Here is a 20,402-nt window from a genome sequence, read left to right on the forward strand (position 1 = left end):
GTTAACGGAATACGGACAACGCCACAGGCGCTGGCTAGGGTGGGAACAGGTTCCAATGCCGGTTCCACGGTTTCCCGTGCTCTTACTGAAAGGCCAAACCATGCCCTACCCGGTTGAACAGAATGAGAAGTTCGCAGCCTATGCCCACCCGGAGCGGCTCGTGTCCACCGAATGGCTCGCGGCTGCCATTGAAAACGGGGCCGCGGCAGACGGCAGGCTCGTCGTGGTCGAATCCGACGAGGACGTCCTCCTGTACGAAACGGGCCACATTCCCGGCGCCGTCAAGATCGACTGGCACACAGACCTTAACGACGAAGTGTCGCGCGACTACATCGACGGTGCGGCCTTCGCGAAGCTCGCGGCCGCCAAGGGCATTTCCCGCGACAGCACCGTGGTGATCTACGGCGACAAGTCCAACTGGTGGGCTGCGTACGCCCTGTGGGTCTTCACGCTCTTCGGCCACGAGGATGTCCGGCTGCTCGACGGCGGCCGGGACAAGTGGGTTGCCGAAGGCCGGGACCTGACCAAGGACAGGCCGTCCCCCGCTCCGGGCACCTACCCGGTGGTGGAGCGCGAGGATGCCCCGGTCCGCGCCTTCAAGGAGGACGTCCTGGCGCACCTGGGAAACGGCCCGCTCATCGATGTCCGCTCCCCGGAGGAATACACCGGACAGCGCACCCACATGCCGGCCTATCCGGAAGAAGGTGCCCTGCGCGGCGGCCATATCCCCACCGCCGCATCCATTCCCTGGGCCCGTGCCGCCGCCGCAGACGGGACCTTCAAGAGCCGCGCTGAGCTTGAGGCGATCTACCTCGGCGAGGCCGGACTGTCCGAGGGCGACGACGTGGTGGCCTACTGCCGCATCGGCGAGCGTTCCAGCCACACCTGGTTCGCCCTCAAATTCCTGCTGGGCTTCGAATCCGTGCGCAACTATGACGGATCCTGGACGGAGTGGGGCAACGCCGTGCGCGTGCCCATCGTGAAGGGCGCTGAGCGCGGCTCCGTTCCGGTCGCCGTCGGAGCCTGAGGCACACCCGCCCGCGTAGACTGGGAATGATGACTACTCAAGCTCTGCCCTCCGCCCTGGCGGCCATTGTGGACGATTTCCAGGCCGTGTCCGAACCCGAAAGGCTCCAGTTGCTGCTGGAGTTCTCCGAAGGGCTGCCGGAACTTCCCGAACGGCTCAAGGACCACCCCGAGCTCCTGGAGCAGGTGGTTGAGTGCCAGTCGCCGCTGTTCCTCACCATCGAGACAGGGAACGACGACGGCGCGGTGCACCTGTTCTTCAAGGCACCTGCCGAGGCACCCACCACGCGCGGTTTCGCCGGCGTACTCCACGAGGGCCTGGACGGCCTGTCCGCCGAGGAAATCCTGGCCGTACCGGACGACATGCCGGAACTGCTGGGGCTCACCCGTGCCATTACCCCGCTGCGCATGCGCGGCATGACCGCCATGCTGGGCAGGATCAAGCGCAAGGTGGCTGCGGCCTCCCGCACCCAGGCCTGACCGGGCTTCATGGGGCGAAAAAACAGCACGCAGGGAACCCCGGCCACAGCGGCACTGACCGCGGCCGGGGTTTCCTTTGTGCTTCACCCGTATACACACGATCCCGCGGCTGCCAGCTACGGCGCGGAGGCTGCCGAAGTCCTGGGGATCGATCCCTCCCGTGTCTTCAAGACCCTGATGGTGGAAGTGGAGGGCAGGCTGGCAGTCGGCATTGTCCCGGTCAGCGGAAGCCTCGACCTGAAGGCGATGGCCGCCGCACTCGGCGCCAAGAAAGCCGCCATGGCCGATCCCGGAGCGGCCCAGCGGCGGACCGGCTATGTCCTGGGCGGCATCTCCCCGCTCGGCCAGCGGCAGCCCTCCCCCACGGTGCTGGACTCCAGTGCGCTGGCCTTCGGCACCATACTGGTTTCGGGAGGCCGGCGCGGCCTGGACATCGAACTCGCGCCGGCGGACCTGGCCAGGCTGACGGACGCTGTCACCGCACCCATCAGCTCCCTGGCAGCCGGCTCGTCCCGGCCCGGGCAGCGACCCGTCCGGGAGCCCCCTGCTACGTGATCATGTAGCGCTGCATCATGTCGTTGTCCTCGTGCTCCAGGATGTGGCAGTGCCACACGTATTCGCCCTTGAAGGATGAGCCGATCGCCAGCGGGGCTCCGCCTGCCGCCCCCGCACCGAAGGGAACCCGGATCCGGGTGACCTCCCCCGGCAGCGCCACCACAGTGTCCTTCCACCCCTGCTCGGTATCCGGCGCCTCCTTGGGACGGCCGATCAGGAAGCGCCCGGCTTCAACGGTGCTTCCCCGCCCCGGCGTAACAAGGCCGGTGGCCGGATCAATGTAGCCGGTGGCCTCCAGGTAGGAGTCGGCGTCGAACTTCTGCCGGTTGAGCACCTGGAACTGGGTGAAGTGCAGGTGGATCGGGTGGGCGTCCACGGTGGTGTTGATGAGCTCCCACTCTTCCAGCGTGTCACTCTGCACGACCGTAACGTCCGGGCTGTCGAACATCCTGTTGTTCAGCAGGGCCATCACCGGGACGTCGTCGGCGTTGGCTACTTCCACCAGGGCCATCTGCCGGGTGCGGGCTGGTTCAGCCTCCCGAAGACTGGTGATGTCCTGTTCCCTGAGCCGGGCAGGCAGGGGCACGGTGTAGCCGGTCCGGGACTGCACGTTGAACTGCATGATCTGCGGGAGGGGCAGGCCGCCGCGCACGATGGATTCGGGCCCGTCGGGGTACGGTACGCGGGCGCTGTTGCGCAGGACCACCCGCGTTCCGGCCCGGAGCCCGGCAAAGTCCACCACCAGGTCCGCCCGTTCGCCGGGGCCGATGACCAGCCGGTTCAGCCGGACGGGGGCATTGAGGAGTCCGCCGTCGGACCCGATCTGGTGGAAGGCCAGCGCGGAGCCGCCGGCATCAAACTTAAGATCGTAGAACCTGGCGTTCGAGCCGTTGAAGACGCGGAAGCGGTACTTGCCGCGGGCGACGTCGAGGTTTGGCCAGCACTTGCCGTTGACCGTGGCGACGTCGCCGAAGAATTCGGGTGCCCAGGGCCGCGGTCCCCCGTCGGGTCCCTTGAGGTCCGGGTTCGGCGGGTAGGCAAACGAACCGTCCGGGTTGAACATGCGGTCCTGGATGATCAGGGGAACCTCGTAGGGCGGCGGGGGCAGGTGGGTGCCGTCGCCGGTGTCGATCCCGGATCCGCCGCGGCCGGGGGTGTCCCGGAGCAGGTATCCGCCGGCCAGTCCGGCGTAGACGCTCAGGCGGGTCAGCCCGAGGGCATGGTCGTGATACCAGAGTCCGGAAGCGTCCTGGTTGTTCCCGTAGTGGTAGGTGTAGGAATGGCCGGGACCGAACGCCTGGTCCGGGCCGCCGTCGGACTGCGGGCTGGTGTTGCCGCCGTGAAGGTGGACGGACGCGCGCGGCCGCCGCGCGTCATCGGTTCCGGCCGGAACCAGTTCCTTGTCAATCGCGAAGGCCAGCGGGTGCCGTTCGGCACCGTTGTGGACGGTCAGCTCAAAGGGCGTCCCCTTCCGGGCGATGATGACAGGACCGAGGTAGGTCCGGGACGACCCCGCTTCCTGGTAAGCCAGGGTGTCCGTCAGTCCCATCTGCGCGTGGAACCTGTGGCAGGCGTTGCGGACCCAGAGGGCGGTACTGCCTCCCTTCTGCATGTCCAGCACACCCAGCTCATCCAGGGTGGGAAGCTGCTCGGTGAACAGGTCCTGCTGCCGGGAGGCAGGTCCGCGTGCCGCCGCGGCCGGCGAACCGGGTGAAGCCAGCAGTCCCGCGCCGGCCACCGCACCGGCTTGTAGCAACTGTCGTCGTGTTATTCGCATGTGGGGCCCCATTTCATTGCAGGTGTCCCCCCTTGAGCAGCAAGGATAAACCCACGCGGTGGCCCGGTATAGGGGCCTGGATCCCCCTGTTGACGCAGGCTGGGACCAGCCTGGATCCCTGCCGGTCCTATCCTTCCCGGCCGGTGAAGTGGTCCATGGTGCGGTTGACGCCCAGCACGTCCATCAGCCGGTCGAAAACGCTGACGGGCAGGATCCGCAGGACCGGGAGAAGGTTCACGATGGGCGGCAGGACCACCTTGTGCCGCCCGGCTTCGACCGCGTCCAGGACGGCGCCCGCCACCTGCTCTTCCTTCAGGATGGGCAGGAGGCGGGGCCATCGGGTGCGTACGCCGTCGAACATCCCGGTGTCGATGTAGTAGGGGCAGACCACCAGGGTGTTGACGCCGCTGTGTCCGGCGCGGAGCTCCGCCCGGAGCGACTCATTGAACCCGAAGGCGGCGAACTTGCTGGCGGAATAGTCGGTCTGCCGGGCCACGCCCACCAGCCCGGCAGCGCTCGCAATTGTTACGACCGTCCCCCGGCCGCGGTCCACCATCCCGCCAAGGAAGGCGCGGGTAACCCAATACAGGGCCATGACGTTGACGTTCATGGTCCTTTCGATGTCCTGGTCCGTGGCGTCGAGGAGTTTACGGCCGCTCACCACCCCCGCATTGTTGACCAGGACGTCCACCGTTCCGGCGCCAGCGGCGGCCTCCTGGACAGCCCTGCGGTCGGTCACGTCGACCGCCTGTGCCTCGGCACGTCCGCCGGCCGCCCTGATCTCATCGCGCACTGCGATGCCGGCGCGGGCATCAAGGTCCCAGACCAGTACCCGGCCGCCGCGCCGGGCAGCTTCGAGGGCCATCCGGCGGCCCAGCCCGCTGCCACCTCCGGTGATAAGGACGGTTGCGCCGGACAGCCGGGTTCCTCTGGCCATGGGGGTTCTCCTGGTTGTCGGCGGGCGCATGGGGCCTACCGGTTGCGGGGGAAGCGGCCCATCAGGGTGATGGCCGCTTTCATGAGGCGTGCGTAGGCCCGGTTGGACATGCCCGGGGCGGGTGCCACCCGGAGCAGCCGCTGCACGGCGATGGTCTGCGGCTCGGTGTACTTCAGGATGCCTTCCCGGCCGTGCCGCCGGCCGGCGCCGGAGTCCTTCATGCCGCCGATCGGCGCGTCGTGGGATGCCCAGGTGGCGGCATATCCTTCGTTGACGTTCACGGTGCCGGTCAGGAGCCTGCGGCCCACCGATTCGCCGTGCCGGGCAGACCAGACGCTGGCATTCAGGCCGAAGTCGGAGTCGTTGGCCATGGCAACGGCGGCGTCGTCGTCCGGCGCCCGGTACACGGCGACCACCGGTCCGAACGTTTCCTCCCTGGCAAGGAGCATGTCGTCGGTGACACCGGCCAGGACCGTCGGTTCGTAGAAGAGCGGCCCGAGGTCCGGCCTCCGGCGCCCGCCCGTGAGGACGTGGGCGCCTTTGGCGATCGCGTCCTGGACGTGGCGGTCAACCCGCTCAACCTGCGCCGCGCTGGTGAGCGATCCCATGCCGATGGTCCAGTCCGGTCCCGGACCCAGGCGGATATGCTTCACCGCATCGACGAAGGCCGCCAGGAACGTGTCGTACACGTCGGCGTGCACGTAGATCCGCTCAATGCTGACGCAGAGCTGGCCGGAGTTGGAAAAGCATGCCTGCACGGCCCCGGCGGCGGCTTTGCCGATGTCGGCGTCGGCAAGCACGAGCATGGGGTTCTTGCCGCCCAGCTCGGCCGAGAAGCCGATCAGCCGTTCACCGCACTGGCGTGCCACGGCCTTGCCGGTCCTGGACGATCCGGTGAACATCAGGAAGTCGACCAGGCCGATCAGCACCGGCCCAATGACCGGCCCCGGCCCCGTGACGATCTGGAACAGGTCGCCGGGAAGGCCTGCCTGCCGGAGCAGGTCGAGCATCAGCAGGGCCGTGAAGGGTGTTTGTGCGTCTGGTTTCAGGACGACGCCGTTTCCGGCCAGCAGGGCGGGGATGGCGTCGGAGACCGCCAGGGTCAGGGGATAGTTCCACGGGCTGATGACGCCCACCACGCCCTTGGGGACGCGGTATTCGGTGGTGCGGGTCAGGAGCGGCGCGGCGCCCTTCCGGCGCCGCGGGCCCAGGTACCCTTCCGCCGTCCGCGCGTAATAGTCCGCCGTAAGGATCACGTCTGCGAGTTCCTCGAACGCACTCAGCCGTGATTTGCCGCTCTCGGCCTGCACCAGGTCGAGGATGTCCTGCTCCCGGTCCAGCAGGAGCGCGCGGAAACGCCTGATCACGGCGGACCGGTGTGCGACGGACGCACCTGCCCAGGGCCGCTGCGCCAGGCGGGCAGTGTCGACGGCGGCCTGCACGTCGGTCCCGCTGCAGACCGGAACCTCCCCCAGCAGTGAGCCGTCAAAGGGGGCGTGCGAGGCCTGCATGTGGCCGCCCGGGGCTGCCGTCACCAGGCCGGAGAGGCCCGCGGCCAGCTTCCGGCCGCGGGCCATTACCGTTCCGGGAGCGGTCCGTGCCACGTCACTCCCCTGCGGGGGACTGCCGGGTGGCCAGCCCTGGCCCCGCAGTCGAACCGGGATTGAGGCGCGGAGCGAGCTGCTGCCGCAGCCAGGCCTTCACCACCCGTTCCCAGCGCTCCGGATCGACATTCCACTCCTTGGTGTGCCGGGCGTGGTTGAACTTTTCGAAGGTCACCATTTCCGGGTTCCGTTCCGCGAGCAGGGCGGAGGGTCCGTACGGCACGTACTCGTCGTCGACGCTGTGGATGATCAGTGTGGGCGTCCGCAGTTCGACAGCGCGCGACACCCAGTCCATGACTTTCAGGTCCACCGGCGCCGACAGGCCGGTGAGCCTGCGCCCCAGGGGGTGCCCCAGCATCAGCTGCCCGTACCGGCCCACCAGCGAGGGGATCCGATTGAGCTGTGCATGGTGGGCCAGCACGGTGACCCAGTCGATCACGGGTGCGTCCAGCACCATGGCCCGGATCAGGTGCCGGTACCGCGACAGGTCGGCCGTCTGCAGGCAGATCGCTCCGCCCATCGACCAGCCAAACAGCACAATCTCCTCGGCACCGTTGGCCAGCGCGTATTCGATGGCGGCTTCGATGTCCTGCCACTCCGTTGAGCCCAGTCCGTACCGTCCGTCGTCGGCCGACGGCGCCAGTCCATCGTTGCGGTAGGACACAAGCAGGCTGGTCAGGCCAAGTTCCAGCGCCGGGCCTACCGCCCGGAGCGCTTCCTGCCGCGTGGCCCCGCGGCCATGCACCATGATGGCCCAGGTGCGGGCGGTCCCTTTTGCGCGCACCAGCCACGCGGGCGCTTCGCCGCGCTCCACCGGAATCAGCACGTCCTCCGCGGGAATTCCGACGGCGGCCGGGTCGGGATAGGTGGCCCCGCTCCACCAGCCCCAGCGGGCCGTGGAGAGATCGCCGCTGTAGACGGCCTCCACCTCCCGCAGGACGGTCCGCTCCGCGGGGGAATAGGAAACGATGCGGCCGATGCGCGCGTGGCCCTTGCCGCCGTCGAAAAAGAACCCGTAGACCCCGTCCACAGTGGTGTCGTCATTGGCAGCCAGGATCACCTGCTGCTGGTGTCCGTCCCGGATCACGGCGAGCACTTCCTTGTCGGCAGCACGCTGCCGTGCCGGCGTGATCACGCGGCGGGCGAAATAGACGGCGAGCGCCGAGGAGCCGGCTCCCAGCAGGCTTGCCACCGATCCTCCCGCGATGGCCCCCGCAAGAGCCCACTTCGCCCCCGGCGACACTCCCCCGGAATCAGTCGGGGGTGCAGTCATTGCAGGGCGCGCTCGCCGGAAAGGTGCCATGGGTCTATTCTTACCGGCGCCGCCGCAGATACCGGCATTTTCGGACCGGCCCGGCATTTTCGGACCGGCCCGGCATGCCGTTGCAGTCGTTCCCGCGGCTGTTGCGAACCCACGGTGCAGGCGTGCCGGGGCGGCGCTAGGCTAAGGCCATGAGTGATCCCATCGTCATCCTGACCGAAGAACCCCTGGGCGCGGACGACCGCGTGAACATTGAACGGCTGGTGGATGGATCGGACAGCCGCCTGCTGGTCCTGGTGCCGGCCAACACCGAGCGGCACCTGCTGGTGGACTTCCTGGAGAACCTTTCCATGCTGGACGTGGCGAAGGCGTTCCGGGACCTGGCCGACCGCAACCCGGACGCCGCCGCCGAACGCGCGCACGCTGATGAAACCCTTGCGGCGTCGCTCGCTGCCCTTGCCGGGCTGGGCGCCGGAGTCACTGGCCAGGTAGTGGAGGGCAAAGCCGTGGATGGCCTGGTTGCCGCGGTCCGGGAAACCGGCGCCGCGCAGGCGGTAGTGATCACCAGGCCGCATGCCGTGGCTGACACTTTCCATACTGACTGGGCCAACAAGGCCCAGGACCAGCTCGGCGTCCCGGTGCTCCACCTGTACGCGGGCTCGGGATTTATCGGCGACTCCTGAGCGTTGGGAAGGCTATGAGCATCTTTGGAAACAGCATCTTCGGCAACAAGGGACCAGGCGTTGCGGGCGGAACATCCCGGGACAGCCGGGAGGATACGACGGCGGCAGGCAGCGCCGGCGCGGCAGGCACCGTCCAGAAGAGCGACGCCCAGTGGCGGGAGGAACTGACCCCGGAGGAATACCGTGTCCTGCGCCAGGCGGGAACCGAACGGCCCTACACCGGTGAATACTGGGACACCCACACCGAGGGCGTGTACCAGTGCCGGGCGTGCGGCGCTGAACTCTTCACCAGCAACGAGAAGTTTGATTCGCACTGCGGCTGGCCGTCATTTTGGGCGCCGCTCGCCGAAGGCAAGGTGCGCTACATCCACGACCGGACGCTGGGGATGGACAGAATCGAAGTGCGCTGCGGCACCTGCGACTCCCATCTGGGCCATGTGTTCGAGGGCGAGGGCTACGGGACGCCCACCGACCAGCGTTACTGCATCAACTCGGTCTCCCTGCGTCTGGTTGCCAAGGACGATGCCGCAGGAAAGGCCGGGTCCTGAGGTCGCGGCTTCCCGTGCCGCGGATTCACGGGGGCTGGACCCCCAGTAACGGACGTGCCTCGGACCTGCGACTACGCCATGGAGGATAAGGCTTACTTACGATAGACCCTTCTTGGCATAAGTGCTGCTGGTTGCTTGTTACGCTCGCCAGAGAAGCAAGCAACCAGAAAGGCAGCCGACGATGACAGAGACCCTGACCACCGCCGTTACCGGTATTTCCGCCGAAAACCAGGACTGGCTCCGGCTCAAGGGCGCGGCAACCGCCCTGCAGGCCCTCCAGGTCCAGGACGGCTCCGTGCCCCACGCCGCCGACCATGCGGAAGCCAACCGGTACGCAGCGACCATCGTGAGCGCCATCCGCGCCCTGGCCCCTGCGTTTCCGCACGATGCCGCCTACCTCGATGCCGCCTGTGCCGATTTCGAGGCTTGGGCGGCCGGCGGCTTCAAGGTCCCGGACTTCCTGTCCTCGCTGCTGGCCTTCCAGCCGCAGGAGCAGCGCCATGACGGCCTGCAGCATCTGGTGGTCTTCCCCATGTACACCCAGAACGGCAGCAGCAACCGGTTGGTGGAGGCGGTGCTGATCGAGGTCATCTGGCCGGAGTTCATCGCCGGCCTGGAGGCCGGCGCCTACTCGAACAAGCTGTTCGTGCCCATCCGGTTCGTTGACTTCACGCCCGGCTACGACACCAACTCCGCCGTCCTCTTCCCGGAGACCGTAGCCGTCAGCACGACCCCCACCTTCACCTGGGGCGCCATCTTTGCCGACCGGGAAGCTGCGCGCTTCCGGCGGGTCCTGAAAGCCGCCGCGGACATCACCTCGCTGGAACTGCCCGAAGGTGCTGCGGAACTGCTCGCCGACCAGGACCTCACCGAAGCAACGTTTGTCATGTGGGACCTGATCCATGACCGGACACACATGCGCGGCGACCTGCCGTTCGACCCCTTCATGATCAAGCAGCGCATGCCATACTTCCTGTACTCGCTGGAGGAACTGCGCTGCGACCTCACCGCGTTCCGCGAATCGGTCCGGATCGAAAGGGACGAAGACGCCGATCCCGAGGCCCGGCGGCACGCAAAACTCGTGCAGTACGCCATCATCTTCGACCGCATCTTCCGCTTCGCCATCACCGGCAGCCGCGTCCGCAACTACGACGGCCTGGGCGGCCAGCTCCTGTTCGCCTGGCTGCACCAGCAGCACGTCCTGCACTGGACGGACACCAGGCTTACCATCGACTGGGACGAGGTGGCGGATGCCGTCATCGCCCTGGGAGCCAGCATCGACGACCTGTACTGGCGTTCCATTGACCGGCCGAAGACCGCGCACTGGCTCGCGGCCTACCAGCTGGTGTCGGCAACGGTCACCCCCAACCCGGCGTCCGTTTGGGCAAAGGGACCCGATGCGCTGCCGCTGGCTGGAACGCCGCGGGGCCTGACGGACCAGGTCCTGGACGACGAGTTCCCGCTGTCCATGTTCTACGAAGCACTGGAAAAGAAGATGCGCCCGGTCATCGAGTCCACCGCCGGCATCACCGGCCGCTCAGCGCTGTGAGCACGGCTGCCCGGGAACCGGGAGCCGACGGACCACTTAACGTCCTGCTGGCCGGCGGCAGCGGGGCGTCCGGTGTCGCCGTGGCGCGCGCCCTTGCCCTGGCGGGACACCGGGTGGCCACGGTGGGCTCGGACCGGACGCGGATTGCTGCGGCAGCCCGCCAGGCGGGCGACGGCGTCACGCCCTTCACGTGCGACCTCGCGGTTCTGGCGGACGTCCGGAGGCTGCGCGACGACGTCGGCGGGGCTTTGGGCAGGGTGGACGGCGTGATCCACCTGGTGGGCGGCTGGCGCGGCGCCAAGGGCATCACCGACCAGTCCGACGACGACTGGGACTTCCTGGAACGCGGCGCCGTCACTACGCTCCGCAACGCCTCACGCGTCTTCTTCGACGACGTCGCCGCTTCCCGCTCCGGCAGGTTCGCCATCGTCTCCTCCACCGCGGTGGAGAAGCCGGCCGCCGCGGTGGCCAGCTACGTGGCGGCCAAGGCCGCCGCGGAAGCGTGGACCATGGCCCTGGCTGACGGCTTCCGCCGGATCCCGGAAGCGGGCGGCGGCCAGCCCGCGGCCACGATCCTCGTGGTCAAGGCCCTGGTGGACGATGCACTGCGCCGGGCCCACCCGGAGCGGAAGTTCCCCGGGGCGACGGACGTCGCCGACCTGGCCGCCGCCGTCGTACGCCTCTTCGACGCGCCGGCCGCCGAACTCAATGGCGCCCGGCTCCGGCTGGCAGACTGACCGCGGCCGTGACTGAACCTAGACTGAAAGCGTGACCAATCCCATGACGACAACAGCAGAAACCGGTGCCGGACTGCGGCTGCACGATCCCAATGTCCGCGGCTTCGCCTCCGACAACTACTCCGGCGTCCACCCCGAAGTCCTGGCAGCACTGGCCGCCGCCAATGAAGGGCACCAGGTCTCATACGGCGAGGACGACTACACCGCGCGCCTGCAGGAGCTGATGGTCGACCACTTCGGCCCCGGCATTGAATGCTTCCCGGTGTTCAACGGCACCGGTGCCAACGTCCTGTCGCTGCAGTCCCTGCTCCCCCGGTGGGGCGCGGTGGTATGCGCGTCCACCGCGCATATCAACATGGACGAGAACGGCGCACCGGAGCGCGTCGGCGGGCTTAAGCTCCTGCACGTGCCCACCCCCGACGGCAAGCTGACGCCCGGACTGATCGACAGGGAAGCCTGGGGCTGGGGCGACGAGCACCGCGCCCAGCCGCTGGCAGTCTCCATTACCCAGACCACGGAACTGGGCACCTGCTATACGCCGGAGGAAGTGCGCGCCATTGCCGACCACGTGCACGCCAAGGGGATGAAGCTGCACATGGATGGTGCCCGGCTGGCCAACGCCGCAGCGCACCTGGGCGTGCCCCTGCGGGCGTTCACCAGGGACGCCGGCGTGGACATCCTGTCCTTCGGCGGCACCAAGAACGGGCTGCTGTTCGGCGAAGTGGTGGTGGCCCTGAACCCCGAGGCGGCCCACGGCCTGGTCTACCTGCGCAAGATGGACATGCAGCTGGCCTCCAAGATGCGGTTCCTGTCCGCCCAGTTCATCGCCCTGCTGGAAGGCGACCTGTGGCTGCGCTCGGCCGCCCGCGCCAATGCCATGGCCGCCCGCCTGCGTGCCGCCGTCGACACCATCCCCGGCGTCCGGCCCACCCAGAAAACGGAATCAAACGGAGTCTTCGCCGTCCTTCCCCCCGGCGCGGCGGACAGGCTGCGCGGCTCCTTCCGGTTCTACGACTGGGACGAGGCGGCAGGGGAAGTCCGGTGGATGTGCTCCTTCGACACCACTGAGGAGGATGTTGATGCCTTTGCCGCCGCAATCCGGCATGAATTGCGGGACTACCAGGACGGCCGGGCCGGGTGACCGGCTGCTGACGGCGAGCCTTCCCACTCCACCCCCTCCTGCCCCGTAATCTGCCAAGGTGAACGCACTTGACCAGGTTCCCCCGGATTTTCTCCACGCCTTGGGAACCCTCAGGAAAGCCCAGTGCCGCAAGGAGCTGCGCCTGGCGGAGATCCCCGCCCCCGCCCGGCTGGCGCCCTTCGCCGTCGCGCTGGGCGCCGAAGTCCTGGCGCCCGGCGCCGGCGTGCCATCCACGCCCGTGCACGGTCCCGCGGCCATGGCCTTCGCCGCCGCATCCGGCACAGCCGCTTCGGGGCCGGCCGACGAGGACGAGACGGAACTCGCCACCGGACGCTTCATCCTGCTGCATGACCCGGACGGCTCAGCGGTGTGGGACGGCGAGTTCCGGATCGTCACCTATATCCGCGCCGAGCTTGAACCCGAAATGGGCAACGACCAGCTGCTCGGCACCGTGGCGTGGACCTGGCTGGTGGAGGCACTGGAAAACCACAAGGCGGCCTACCGGGCAGCCGGGGGTACGGCCACACGGGTCCTGTCCGAAAGCTTCGGCACCCTGGCCGGGCGGCCGGGGTCCATCGACATCGAACTGCGGGCCTCCTGGACACCCGCGTCTGCCGACGTCCAGGCCCACCTCGAGGCGTGGTCGGACATGGTATGCACCTTCGCCGGGCTGCCGCCCCTGCCGGACGGCGTCACCGCCCTCCCGCCCCGCCGGCGCAGCCAGCAGAACGGTCATGGGGCAGCCCGGTAAACTGGGGGCATCATGACCCCAAACATTCCGGAAAACACCACAGCCGGCGTCCCGGCTGCTGATACCGCGCCCCACATCACGGTGGAGGGCTTTGACAGCCCCATCCCCGAAATCATCGACCTTGACTCTCCCCGGGACGGCGTTCCGCTGGTCATTGAAACCCAATCCGGCCTGGAACGCTGTGCCGCTGCCATCGCCGCCGGCACCGGCCCCGCCGGCGTGGACGCCGAACGGGCCTCGGGGTTCCGCTACGGCCAGCGCGCCTTCCTGGTCCAGATCCGCCGCGAGGGCGCCGGGACCTGGCTGATCGACCCTGAGCCGTTCGAAAACCTGGACATCATCAACGACGCACTGCGCGGCGTGGAATGGATCCTGCACGCGGCCACCCAGGACCTGCCCTGCCTGTCCGAGCTCGGCATGTGGCCGGACAAGCTCTTCGACACCGAACTCGCCGCCCGCCTGGCCGGACTCCCGCGCGTGGGCCTGGCCGCGGTGATCGAGCAGCTGCTCGGCTTCGGGCTGGCCAAGGAGCACTCCGCCGCCGACTGGTCCACCCGCCCGCTCCCGGAGCCGTGGCTGCGTTATGCCGCCCTGGACGTAGAAGTCCTCACCGAACTGCGCGAAGAACTCATCGAGCTGCTGCAGGCGGACGGAAAACTGGAGTACGCCGAGCAGGAGTTTGCCGCCATCCTCGAAGCCGGCATTGCACCTCCACGGGTGGACCCCTGGCGTAAGACCTCGGGCCTGCACCAGATCAGGGACCGGCGGCAGCTGGCCGCCGTCCGCGAACTGTGGCTGGAGCGCGATTCGCTGGCGCAAAAGCGCGACGTGGCACCCGGCCGGCTCATTCCGGATTCCGCCCTCGTTGCCGCGGCAAAGGCCATGCCGGCCACCGTCCCGCAACTGCTGGCCACCAAGGGGTTCCATGGGCGCGCAGCACAGCGCGAAGCACCGCGGTGGCTGCGCTGCATTGCCGCAGCGAGGGCCCTGGAAGAGCTGCCACCGCTGCACCTGGCCACCAACGCTCCGCCACCCCCGCGGGTCTGGGCGGACCGGGACCCGGAAGCTGCCGCCCGGCTGGCCACCGCCCGGCCGCTCCTCCAGGCCAAGGCGGAGGAACTGAAACTGCCGCTGGAGAACCTGTTGACGCCCGATTACCTGCGGCGCGTTGCCTGGCGGCCGCCGGCTGAGGTAACCGTCGAATCCGTCGCTGCTGAGCTGCGTGCACTGGGCGCCCGGGCCTGGCAGGTGGACCTCACCGCCCCGCTGATCACCGGGGCGTTCCTGAACCCGCAGCCACTGCCTGCCAAGGAACCCAAAGCAGTCGCTGCCGGGGGCGCCCAGTAACCTCGGCTCCAGCCCTTGCGGGCTAAGTTACTCACGAGTAACATCGGTGGGACCGACGCCAACTGCAGCCGTACTCCGGCATGCACCCCGGCGCTACGTCTCGATGAGGAGTTACACGTGAGCCAGCACGGAAGCGGCGCATCCCCGCGCACTGTCCGCGACGTCGTCTTTGTTGACGGCATCCGCACACCCTTCGGCAGGGCCGGTGAAAAGGGAATCTACGCCGGAACCCGGGCCGATGACCTGGTGGTGAAATGCATCCGCGGCCTGCTCCGCCGGAACCCATCGCTGCCGGCAGAGCGGATTGACGAGGTGGCCATCGCGGCGACCACCCAGACCGGCGACCAGGGCCTGACCCTTGGCCGCACCGCCGCCCTCCTCGCCGGCCTGCCGCGCACGGTCCCCGGCTTCGCCGTCGACCGCATGTGCGCAGGTGCCATGACGGCCGTCTCCACCACCGCGGGCAGCATCGGCTTCGGCGCCTACGACGTGGTGATCGCCGGCGGAGTGGAGCACATGGGACACCACCCCATGGGGTCCGGCGCCGACCCCAACCCGCGCTTCATGTCCGAGCGCCTGGTGGACCCGGCCGCGCTCAACATGGGCAACACGGCTGAGAACCTGCATGACCGCTTCCCGGCCATCACCAAACAGCGCACCGACGCCTACGCCGTGGCCTCCCAGGACAAGCTGGCCGCCGCCTACCGGAACGGGAAGATCCAGCCTGACCTGGTTCCCGTCGCCGCCCGCAAGCCCGGCGAAGGCTGGACCGTCCACAGCAAGGACGAACCACCCCGCCCCGGCACCACCCTGGCTGACCTGGCCGGCCTGCGGACACCGTTCCGCGCCCACGGCAGGGTCACCGCCGGGAACTCGGCCGGCCTGAACGACGGCGCAACCGCGGCCGTCCTGGCCTCCGCCGACGCCGCCGCCGAGCTCGGCCTGCCTGTGAAGATGCGGCTGGTCAGCTATGCCTACGCCGGCGTGGAACCGGAGGTCATGGGCATCGGGCCCGTCCCCGCCACGGAAAAGGCGCTGAAGACCGCGGGACTCAGCATCGATGACATCGGCCTGTTCGAGATCAACGAGGCCTTTGCCGTCCAGGTCTTGAGCTTCCTTGACCACTACGGCATTGCCGACGACGACCCCCGGGTCAACCGGTATGGCGGAGCCATCGCCGTGGGCCACCCCCTTGCCTCCTCCGGCGTCCGGCTGATGATCCAGCTGGCCCGCCAGTTCGAGGAAGATCCCTCCGTGCGTTACGGAATCACCACGATGTGCGTAGGTTTGGGCATGGGCGGAACCATGATCTGGGAGAACCCGCACCACCCCGATTACAGCGGAACCCCCTCCGGGAATTCCACTGCAGCCGCATCCGAAGGAGCCCTGGCATGAGCGCCGCAGACTACCGCAAGTTGGCAGACCTCTTCCCCAACGAAACCGTGACCCACTCCTACGTCCAGGACATCGCCCTGCCCGGAGTGGAAGGCAAGCCGGGCCCGGGAACCTTCGCCCTGGTGACCCTGGACAACGACCTGGACCACACCAAGCCCACCACCCTTGGCCCCAACACCCTGGTGGAGCTGGGCACGGTGCTGGAAGGGCTGCGGGAGCGCGCAGCCCGCGGCGAGATCGTGGGCGTCGGCGTGACCGGCAAGCCGCACTACCTGGTGGCAGGCGCGGACCTTTCCGCCGTGAAGTCCCTCGAAAAGCGCGAGCACGGCCTGTGGATGGCCCAGTTGGGCCACGACGTCTACGCCACCCTGGCAAACCTCGGCGTCCCCAGCTTTGCCTTCATCAACGGCGCCGCACTGGGCGGCGGCCTTGAAATCGCCCTGCAGTCCACCTACCGCACGGTGTCCAGCGGCGCGGGGGCCCTGGCACTTCCGGAAGCGTTCCTCGGCCTGGTTCCCGGCTGGGGCGGCGTCTACATCCTTCCCCGCCTGGTGGGGCCGGAGAATGCCGTCAAGGTCATGATCGAGAACCCGCTCAGCAACAACCGGACCCTGTCCGGTGGGCAGGCGTTCACGCTGGGCGTCGCTGACGCCATCTTTGAGCCGGCCGATTTCCTGGAGCAGTCCCTGGCCTGGGCCTCGGGGGTCATCTCCGGCGACATCGTCCCCGAGCGGGCCAACGCCGTCGACCCTCTTTCCCCGGACACCCAAGCCCGCTGGGCTACCGCCGTAAAGGCCGGGCGGGCGTTCGTCGAAGCCAAGACGTCCAACGCCTCCCCCGCCCCCGCCAAGGTCCTGGACATCCTCGAGGCCAACCGCACCATGACCGCCGCCGAGTCCGCCGCACTGGAATGCGAAACGCTGGCCGACCTGATGCAGACTGACGAATTCCGGTCCACTGTCTACGCGTTCCTGGACCTGGTGCAGAAGCGCGCCAAGCGCCCCGCCGGCGCCCCGGACCGGAAGCTGGCCCGGCCCGTCACCAAGGTGGGCGTCGTGGGTGCCGGGCTGATGGCCGGCCAGCTGGCGCTGGTCTTCGCCCGGCAGCTGAAGGTGCCGGTGGTGCTGACGGACATCGACCAGGCCCGGGTGGACAAGGGCGTCGGCTATGTCCACGCCGAGGTGGACAAGCTGCTGGCCAAGCAGCGCATCAGCCAGGACGCCGCCAACCGGACCAAGGCGCTGGTGACGGGATCCGTCTCCAAGGAGGTCTTCGCGGACGCCGACTTCGTCATCGAGGCCGTCTTCGAGGAACTGCACATCAAGAAGCAGGTGTTCGCGGAACTGGAAGCGATCGTGACGCCGGAGTGCATCCTGGCCACGAACACCTCCTCGCTTTCGGTGACGCACATGGCGGCAGACCTGCAGCACCCGGAACGGCTGGTGGGTTTCCACTTCTTCAATCCGGTAGCCGTCATGCCGCTGCTGGAAATCGTCCGCGCCCCGCGCACGGATGACGCCGTACTGGCCACGGCCTTCGAGCTCGCCAAGGCGCTGAAGAAGACGGGCGTGCTGGTCAAGGACGCGGCGGCCTTCGTGGTCAACCGCATCCTGCTCCGGCTCATGGGTGAGGTGACCGCAGCCTTCGACGAAGGAACCCCCGCGGACGTCGCGGACACGGCGCTGCGCCCCATGGGCCTGCCCATGACGCCCTTCACGCTGCTGGCCATGGTGGGCCTGCCCGTGGCACAGCACGTCCAGGAATCCCTGAACGCGGCCTTCGGCGACCGCTTCCCGGTCTCCACCAACCTGAAGAAACTCATCGACAACAACGTCAAGGCCCTGTGGGAAACCGCCCCGGACGGATCCCGCGCCATCCCGGACTCCACCCTCCAGGTAATGTCCTTCGGCTCCAGCCCTTCCACGGCGGAGCAGGTCCTGCGGCGGGTCCAGGATGCCCTGGCAGAAGAAATCGGCCTGATGCTGGACGAGGGCGTAGTGGCCGGACCCGAGGACATCGACCTCTGCATGATCCTGGGCGCCGGCTGGCCCATGTTCCTGGGCGGCATCACCCCGTACCTGGACCGGGTGGGCGCGTCCGAACGGATTAACGGCAGGCGTTTCCTCGCCCCTGGCATCGCCTCAAGCCCCTCGCAGGGGTAAGCGGACCTCCGGTCAGGCCGGCACCAGCCGGCCACCATCCAGCGACAGAATGCGGTGCGCCGCCGTCCGTGCATAGCCCAGGTCATGGGTGACCAGCACGACGGCGGCGCCCTCCGCTGCCGCCGAACCGACCGCGGCATCCAACAGGGCCAGCCCGACCCCGTCGAGGGCCACGGTGGGTTCGTCCAGGGCAAGGACGGCTGGCCGGCGGGCCAGGACGGTAGCCAGCGCCAGGAGGCGCTGGGCGGACGCCGAAAGTTCCGCGGGATGTTCTCCGGCGGCATCAGCCAGGCCTGTTGCCGCCAGGGCCGCGGCGGCGCGTTCCCCCGCCGTGCCGGCATCCACCAGCCGGTCCAGCCCGAAACTGACCTCCCGAAGCACGGTCCGCTCAAACAACTGGTCGCGCGGCTGCTGGAAGAGCAGGCCCACGGAAGCGGCCGTCTTTCCAACCGGGACTCCCGCGATCTCCGCGCCGTTCACCAGGACCGCACCCGAGACGGGACGCAGGAGGCCATTGAAGTGCCGCAGGAGGGTTGATTTCCCTGCACCGTTGGGGCCGGTGACAGCCACGATTTCCCCAGGATGGACAGCCAGCTGCACGTCGCGCAGCACCAGGGGCCCATCCCGGTTCGGCTCCCGCATGGGCTTCCTCCACCCCCTGCCCCGCGCCGCTGCCTGCCGGTAGGCAAAGGACACGTCCCGGAGCTGCAGTGCGGGCGGCCCGGGCTGCGCCGGGGTGTAGGGCGCCCCTGCCGGCCAGGTACCACCCGGCCCCTTTGTTTCCCTGCTTTCGGGGTCGTGGAACGCCGTGGCCGTGCGCCGGATGGCGGGCGGCACCAGTCCCGATTCGGGGCCCATTCCCGCCGGCGGGCCGCTTGCGGCCACCGTTCCGTCCGCCAGCACCACCCACGTATCCGCTTCCTGCAGCAGCGGGTGGACGGCCTGGCTGAGGACCACGACGGCGGTGCCCCGCTTCAGGAGGCCGCGCACCACAGCGGCGAGCCTCGTGGCCCCTGGCGCGTCCAGCGAGGCGAACGGTTCGTCCATGATGAGCACTGAAGGACCGGCGATGGTGGCGCAGCCGATGGCCAGGCGGCGCAGCTGTCCGCCGGAGAGCCGGGCCGGGTCACGGTCCAGCTGGTCCCGCAGTCCCAGCAGCCCGGCTGTACGCTGCACCGCCGACTCCATCGCGCCGCGCTCCATGCCGGCATTTTCCAAGCCGAACGCCAGTTCCTCGGCCACGGTGGAACGTACCGTGGACAGCACCATGGCCGGGTCCTGCGGGACGAAGCCGACGTAACGCCCCCATTGCGCCGGGTCCACCCGCGGATCCCCGGCGCCGCCGTCGAAGTCCAGCCGGGTCCCGGACAGCTCGAGGAATCCGGCCAGCACGCCGTGGCCGCCAGGCGGCAACCAGCCGGAAAGGAGGCGGCCCACCGTGGACTTGCCGCTTCCCGAGGCGCCAAGGATGGCGGTGAAGGAGCCCGGCGGAACGGAAACCGCGACGTCGTGCAGGGCCGGGGTCAGCGCGTCATGGAAAGTGAACGTGCGGATGCCGGCAGCCAGGACAGGCGTCCGGGGAACGCCGGCATGCGCAGCGCCACCGGGCAGTCCTGCGTTGTCTGCAGGGTGCGGGCCGGCGGCGGCAATGGGCTCAGCCACCGTGGACCGCCTCCGCCAGCCGGACAGCAACTGCCGTCACGGCTGCCAGTACCAGCACTGCCCGCACCACCCTTTGCAGGCTGGAATCGGGGACCGCCCGGTAGCTGGTCCGCGGCCCGGTGCTGCTCAGGCCCCTTGCCTCCAGGGCGGCAGCCCTGGTGCCGGCATCCTCGACCATTGCCAGGACCAGGGGAACCGCCTGCAGCCGGAACGCGGCGATCCTGGATAGCAGGCTGCGGGTGACTACCAGGCCGCGGGACTCCTGGGCCTGCCGGATCCGCTGTGCCCGTGCGGCGATGGCGGGCAGCAGGGTCAGGGTGGACGCCAGGACGAAGGCGAACCGTCCCTGGACCCCGCGGGCGGACAACGCAGCCACCAGGTCCGGCACGCTGACGCTGAAGGAGAAGACCAGCAGGGCCAGCACCAGGGCGCCGAGTTGCAGGATGCGTTGTACCGCGAAGTCCAGGCCTTCTGCCGTGATGCGGGCAGGTCCCCACACCGCCAGTACCGTCCTGCCTTCGGGGAAGAACAGACCGTGCAGCACGAGCAGTGACAGGCCAAACGGGACCAGGATCGCTGCGGCGGCCGGCAGCATGCGCCGGGCGGTGCCGCCCACCGTGGACAGGCCCAGGCAGCCGGCAATGACGGCGAGGGACAGCGCCCAGTTGCCGGCCGCCGTCGTGATGGCCGCCGTGGCCGCGGCAGCCGTCAACGACGTCAGGGGGTTGAGGCCCTCCCGCCTGGCCGGCGCCGCGGGCCTGCCTGCGGAAGGTGTAGCCACAGGGGT

At 68.8% G+C, this 20,402-nt stretch carries 18 protein-coding genes; 12 read left to right on the forward strand and 6 right to left on the reverse strand.

From position 1 onward, the window contains the following. Positions 1 to 100: 100 nt before the first annotated feature. From PUN71_RS07280 to ybaK, 3 genes are read left to right on the forward strand one after another with little or no spacing between them, the layout of a single operon-like run. Positions 101 to 1,027, forward strand: a complete 927-nt coding sequence (locus PUN71_RS07280) for a sulfurtransferase (RefSeq protein WP_277797868.1) — start codon at positions 101 to 103, stop codon at positions 1,025 to 1,027. 29 nt (positions 1,028 to 1,056) lie between these two features. Beyond that, positions 1,057 to 1,506, forward strand: coding sequence for a SufE family protein (locus PUN71_RS07285; protein WP_043449701.1), 450 nt, complete (start codon positions 1,057 to 1,059; stop codon positions 1,504 to 1,506). A 9-nt stretch (positions 1,507 to 1,515) separates the two neighbouring features. Continuing rightward, on the forward strand, positions 1,516 to 2,061 hold the full coding sequence (ybaK, locus tag PUN71_RS07290; protein ID WP_277797869.1) for a Cys-tRNA(Pro) deacylase: 546 nt from the start codon (positions 1,516 to 1,518) through the stop codon (positions 2,059 to 2,061). Here the strand turns inward: ybaK and PUN71_RS07295 are convergent. The 4 genes from PUN71_RS07295 to PUN71_RS07310 form a co-directional block, all read right to left on the reverse strand. Further along, complete coding sequence (locus PUN71_RS07295; protein ID WP_277797870.1) at positions 2,054 to 3,838, reverse strand: multicopper oxidase family protein; 1,785 nt, start codon at positions 3,836 to 3,838, stop codon at positions 2,054 to 2,056. The two genes, ybaK and PUN71_RS07295, sit on opposite strands and share 8 nt — an antisense overlap. A gap of 127 nt (positions 3,839 to 3,965) precedes the next feature. Beyond that, positions 3,966 to 4,775 carry an SDR family oxidoreductase gene (locus tag PUN71_RS07300; RefSeq protein ID WP_277797871.1) on the reverse strand — a complete coding sequence of 270 codons (810 nt, stop codon included), beginning with the start codon at positions 4,773 to 4,775 and terminating at the stop codon, positions 3,966 to 3,968. A 35-nt stretch (positions 4,776 to 4,810) separates the two neighbouring features. After that, a complete protein-coding gene (locus tag PUN71_RS07305; RefSeq protein ID WP_277797872.1) occupies positions 4,811 to 6,379 on the reverse strand; it encodes a succinic semialdehyde dehydrogenase in 1,569 nt (522 codons plus the stop codon). A gap of 1 nt (position 6,380) precedes the next feature. Next, on the reverse strand, positions 6,381 to 7,652 hold the full coding sequence (locus PUN71_RS07310; protein ID WP_277797873.1) for an alpha/beta hydrolase family protein: 1,272 nt from the start codon (positions 7,650 to 7,652) through the stop codon (positions 6,381 to 6,383). Between the two features lie 179 nt (positions 7,653 to 7,831). Here PUN71_RS07310 and PUN71_RS07315 point away from each other — a divergent pair, with 179 nt between their 5' ends. The 9 genes from PUN71_RS07315 to PUN71_RS07355 all read left to right on the forward strand — a co-directional run bounded on the left by PUN71_RS07315 (position 7,832) and on the right by PUN71_RS07355 (position 17,953). Next, the gene (locus PUN71_RS07315) at positions 7,832 to 8,323 is read left to right on the forward strand and encodes a hypothetical protein (protein WP_043449505.1); all 492 of its coding nucleotides are present in this window, start codon (positions 7,832 to 7,834) and stop codon (positions 8,321 to 8,323) included. A 14-nt stretch (positions 8,324 to 8,337) separates the two neighbouring features. Beyond that, the gene (gene msrB / locus PUN71_RS07320; protein ID WP_043449503.1) at positions 8,338 to 8,871 is read left to right on the forward strand and encodes a peptide-methionine (R)-S-oxide reductase MsrB; all 534 of its coding nucleotides are present in this window, start codon (positions 8,338 to 8,340) and stop codon (positions 8,869 to 8,871) included. A 181-nt stretch (positions 8,872 to 9,052) separates the two neighbouring features. Next, positions 9,053 to 10,420, forward strand: a complete 1,368-nt coding sequence (locus PUN71_RS07325; protein WP_277797874.1) for a DUF6421 family protein — start codon at positions 9,053 to 9,055, stop codon at positions 10,418 to 10,420. Next, positions 10,417 to 11,157, forward strand: coding sequence for an SDR family NAD(P)-dependent oxidoreductase (locus tag PUN71_RS07330; protein ID WP_277797875.1), 741 nt, complete (start codon positions 10,417 to 10,419; stop codon positions 11,155 to 11,157). Before PUN71_RS07325 ends, PUN71_RS07330 begins: the two co-directional genes overlap by 4 nt. A gap of 43 nt (positions 11,158 to 11,200) precedes the next feature. Then, positions 11,201 to 12,298, forward strand: coding sequence for a threonine aldolase family protein (locus PUN71_RS07335; protein ID WP_277797930.1), 1,098 nt, complete (start codon positions 11,201 to 11,203; stop codon positions 12,296 to 12,298). Between the two features lie 58 nt (positions 12,299 to 12,356). Next, entirely contained in the window at positions 12,357 to 13,049 is a 693-nt protein-coding gene (locus PUN71_RS07340) for a DUF3000 domain-containing protein (protein ID WP_043449500.1), read from the forward strand. A gap of 12 nt (positions 13,050 to 13,061) precedes the next feature. After that, complete coding sequence (locus PUN71_RS07345; RefSeq protein WP_277797876.1) at positions 13,062 to 14,396, forward strand: HRDC domain-containing protein; 1,335 nt, start codon at positions 13,062 to 13,064, stop codon at positions 14,394 to 14,396. Positions 14,397 to 14,513: 117 nt separating this feature from the next. Further along, a complete protein-coding gene (locus PUN71_RS07350; RefSeq protein WP_277797877.1) occupies positions 14,514 to 15,791 on the forward strand; it encodes a thiolase family protein in 1,278 nt (425 codons plus the stop codon). After that, a complete protein-coding gene (locus PUN71_RS07355) occupies positions 15,788 to 17,953 on the forward strand; it encodes a 3-hydroxyacyl-CoA dehydrogenase NAD-binding domain-containing protein (protein WP_277797878.1) in 2,166 nt (721 codons plus the stop codon). The genes PUN71_RS07350 and PUN71_RS07355 overlap by 4 nt, the downstream gene beginning before the upstream one ends. Positions 17,954 to 17,965: 12 nt before the next feature. On the opposite strand, the gene PUN71_RS07360 is transcribed toward PUN71_RS07355, so the two are convergent. Together PUN71_RS07360 and PUN71_RS07365 are read right to left on the reverse strand one after the other, a co-directional pair. After that, the gene (locus tag PUN71_RS07360) at positions 17,966 to 19,615 is read right to left on the reverse strand and encodes an ABC transporter ATP-binding protein (protein WP_277797879.1); all 1,650 of its coding nucleotides are present in this window, start codon (positions 19,613 to 19,615) and stop codon (positions 17,966 to 17,968) included. Further along, a complete protein-coding gene (locus PUN71_RS07365) occupies positions 19,608 to 20,396 on the reverse strand; it encodes an energy-coupling factor transporter transmembrane component T (protein WP_277797880.1) in 789 nt (262 codons plus the stop codon). Before PUN71_RS07365 ends, PUN71_RS07360 begins: the two co-directional genes overlap by 8 nt. Positions 20,397 to 20,402 lie beyond the last annotated feature (6 nt).

This window comes from Arthrobacter sp. NQ7 (assembly GCF_029581595.2).
GTDB classification, from domain to species: Bacteria; Actinomycetota; Actinomycetes; order Actinomycetales; family Micrococcaceae; genus Arthrobacter; species Arthrobacter phenanthrenivorans_B.

What these genes read in the sequence shown, in the direction of transcription:
- PUN71_RS07280 (WP_277797868.1), top strand. Translation starts at nt 101, where the DNA reads ATGCCCTACCCGGTTGAACAGAATGAGAAGTTCGCAGCCTATGCCCAC.
- PUN71_RS07285 (WP_043449701.1), top strand. Translation starts at nt 1,057, where the DNA reads ATGACTACTCAAGCTCTGCCCTCCGCCCTGGCGGCCATTGTGGACGAT.
- ybaK (WP_277797869.1), top strand. Translation starts at nt 1,516, where the DNA reads ATGGGGCGAAAAAACAGCACGCAGGGAACCCCGGCCACAGCGGCACTG.
- PUN71_RS07295 (WP_277797870.1), bottom strand. Translation starts at nt 3,838, where the DNA reads ATGCGAATAACACGACGACAGTTGCTACAAGCCGGTGCGGTGGCCGGC.
- PUN71_RS07300 (WP_277797871.1), bottom strand. Translation starts at nt 4,775, where the DNA reads ATGGCCAGAGGAACCCGGCTGTCCGGCGCAACCGTCCTTATCACCGGA.
- PUN71_RS07310 (WP_277797873.1), bottom strand. Translation starts at nt 7,652, where the DNA reads ATGACTGCACCCCCGACTGATTCCGGGGGAGTGTCGCCGGGGGCGAAG.
- PUN71_RS07315 (WP_043449505.1), top strand. Translation starts at nt 7,832, where the DNA reads ATGAGTGATCCCATCGTCATCCTGACCGAAGAACCCCTGGGCGCGGAC.
- msrB (WP_043449503.1), top strand. Translation starts at nt 8,338, where the DNA reads ATGAGCATCTTTGGAAACAGCATCTTCGGCAACAAGGGACCAGGCGTT.
- PUN71_RS07325 (WP_277797874.1), top strand. Translation starts at nt 9,053, where the DNA reads ATGACAGAGACCCTGACCACCGCCGTTACCGGTATTTCCGCCGAAAAC.
- PUN71_RS07335 (WP_277797930.1), top strand. Translation starts at nt 11,201, where the DNA reads ATGACGACAACAGCAGAAACCGGTGCCGGACTGCGGCTGCACGATCCC.
- PUN71_RS07345 (WP_277797876.1), top strand. Translation starts at nt 13,062, where the DNA reads ATGACCCCAAACATTCCGGAAAACACCACAGCCGGCGTCCCGGCTGCT.
- PUN71_RS07355 (WP_277797878.1), top strand. Translation starts at nt 15,788, where the DNA reads ATGAGCGCCGCAGACTACCGCAAGTTGGCAGACCTCTTCCCCAACGAA.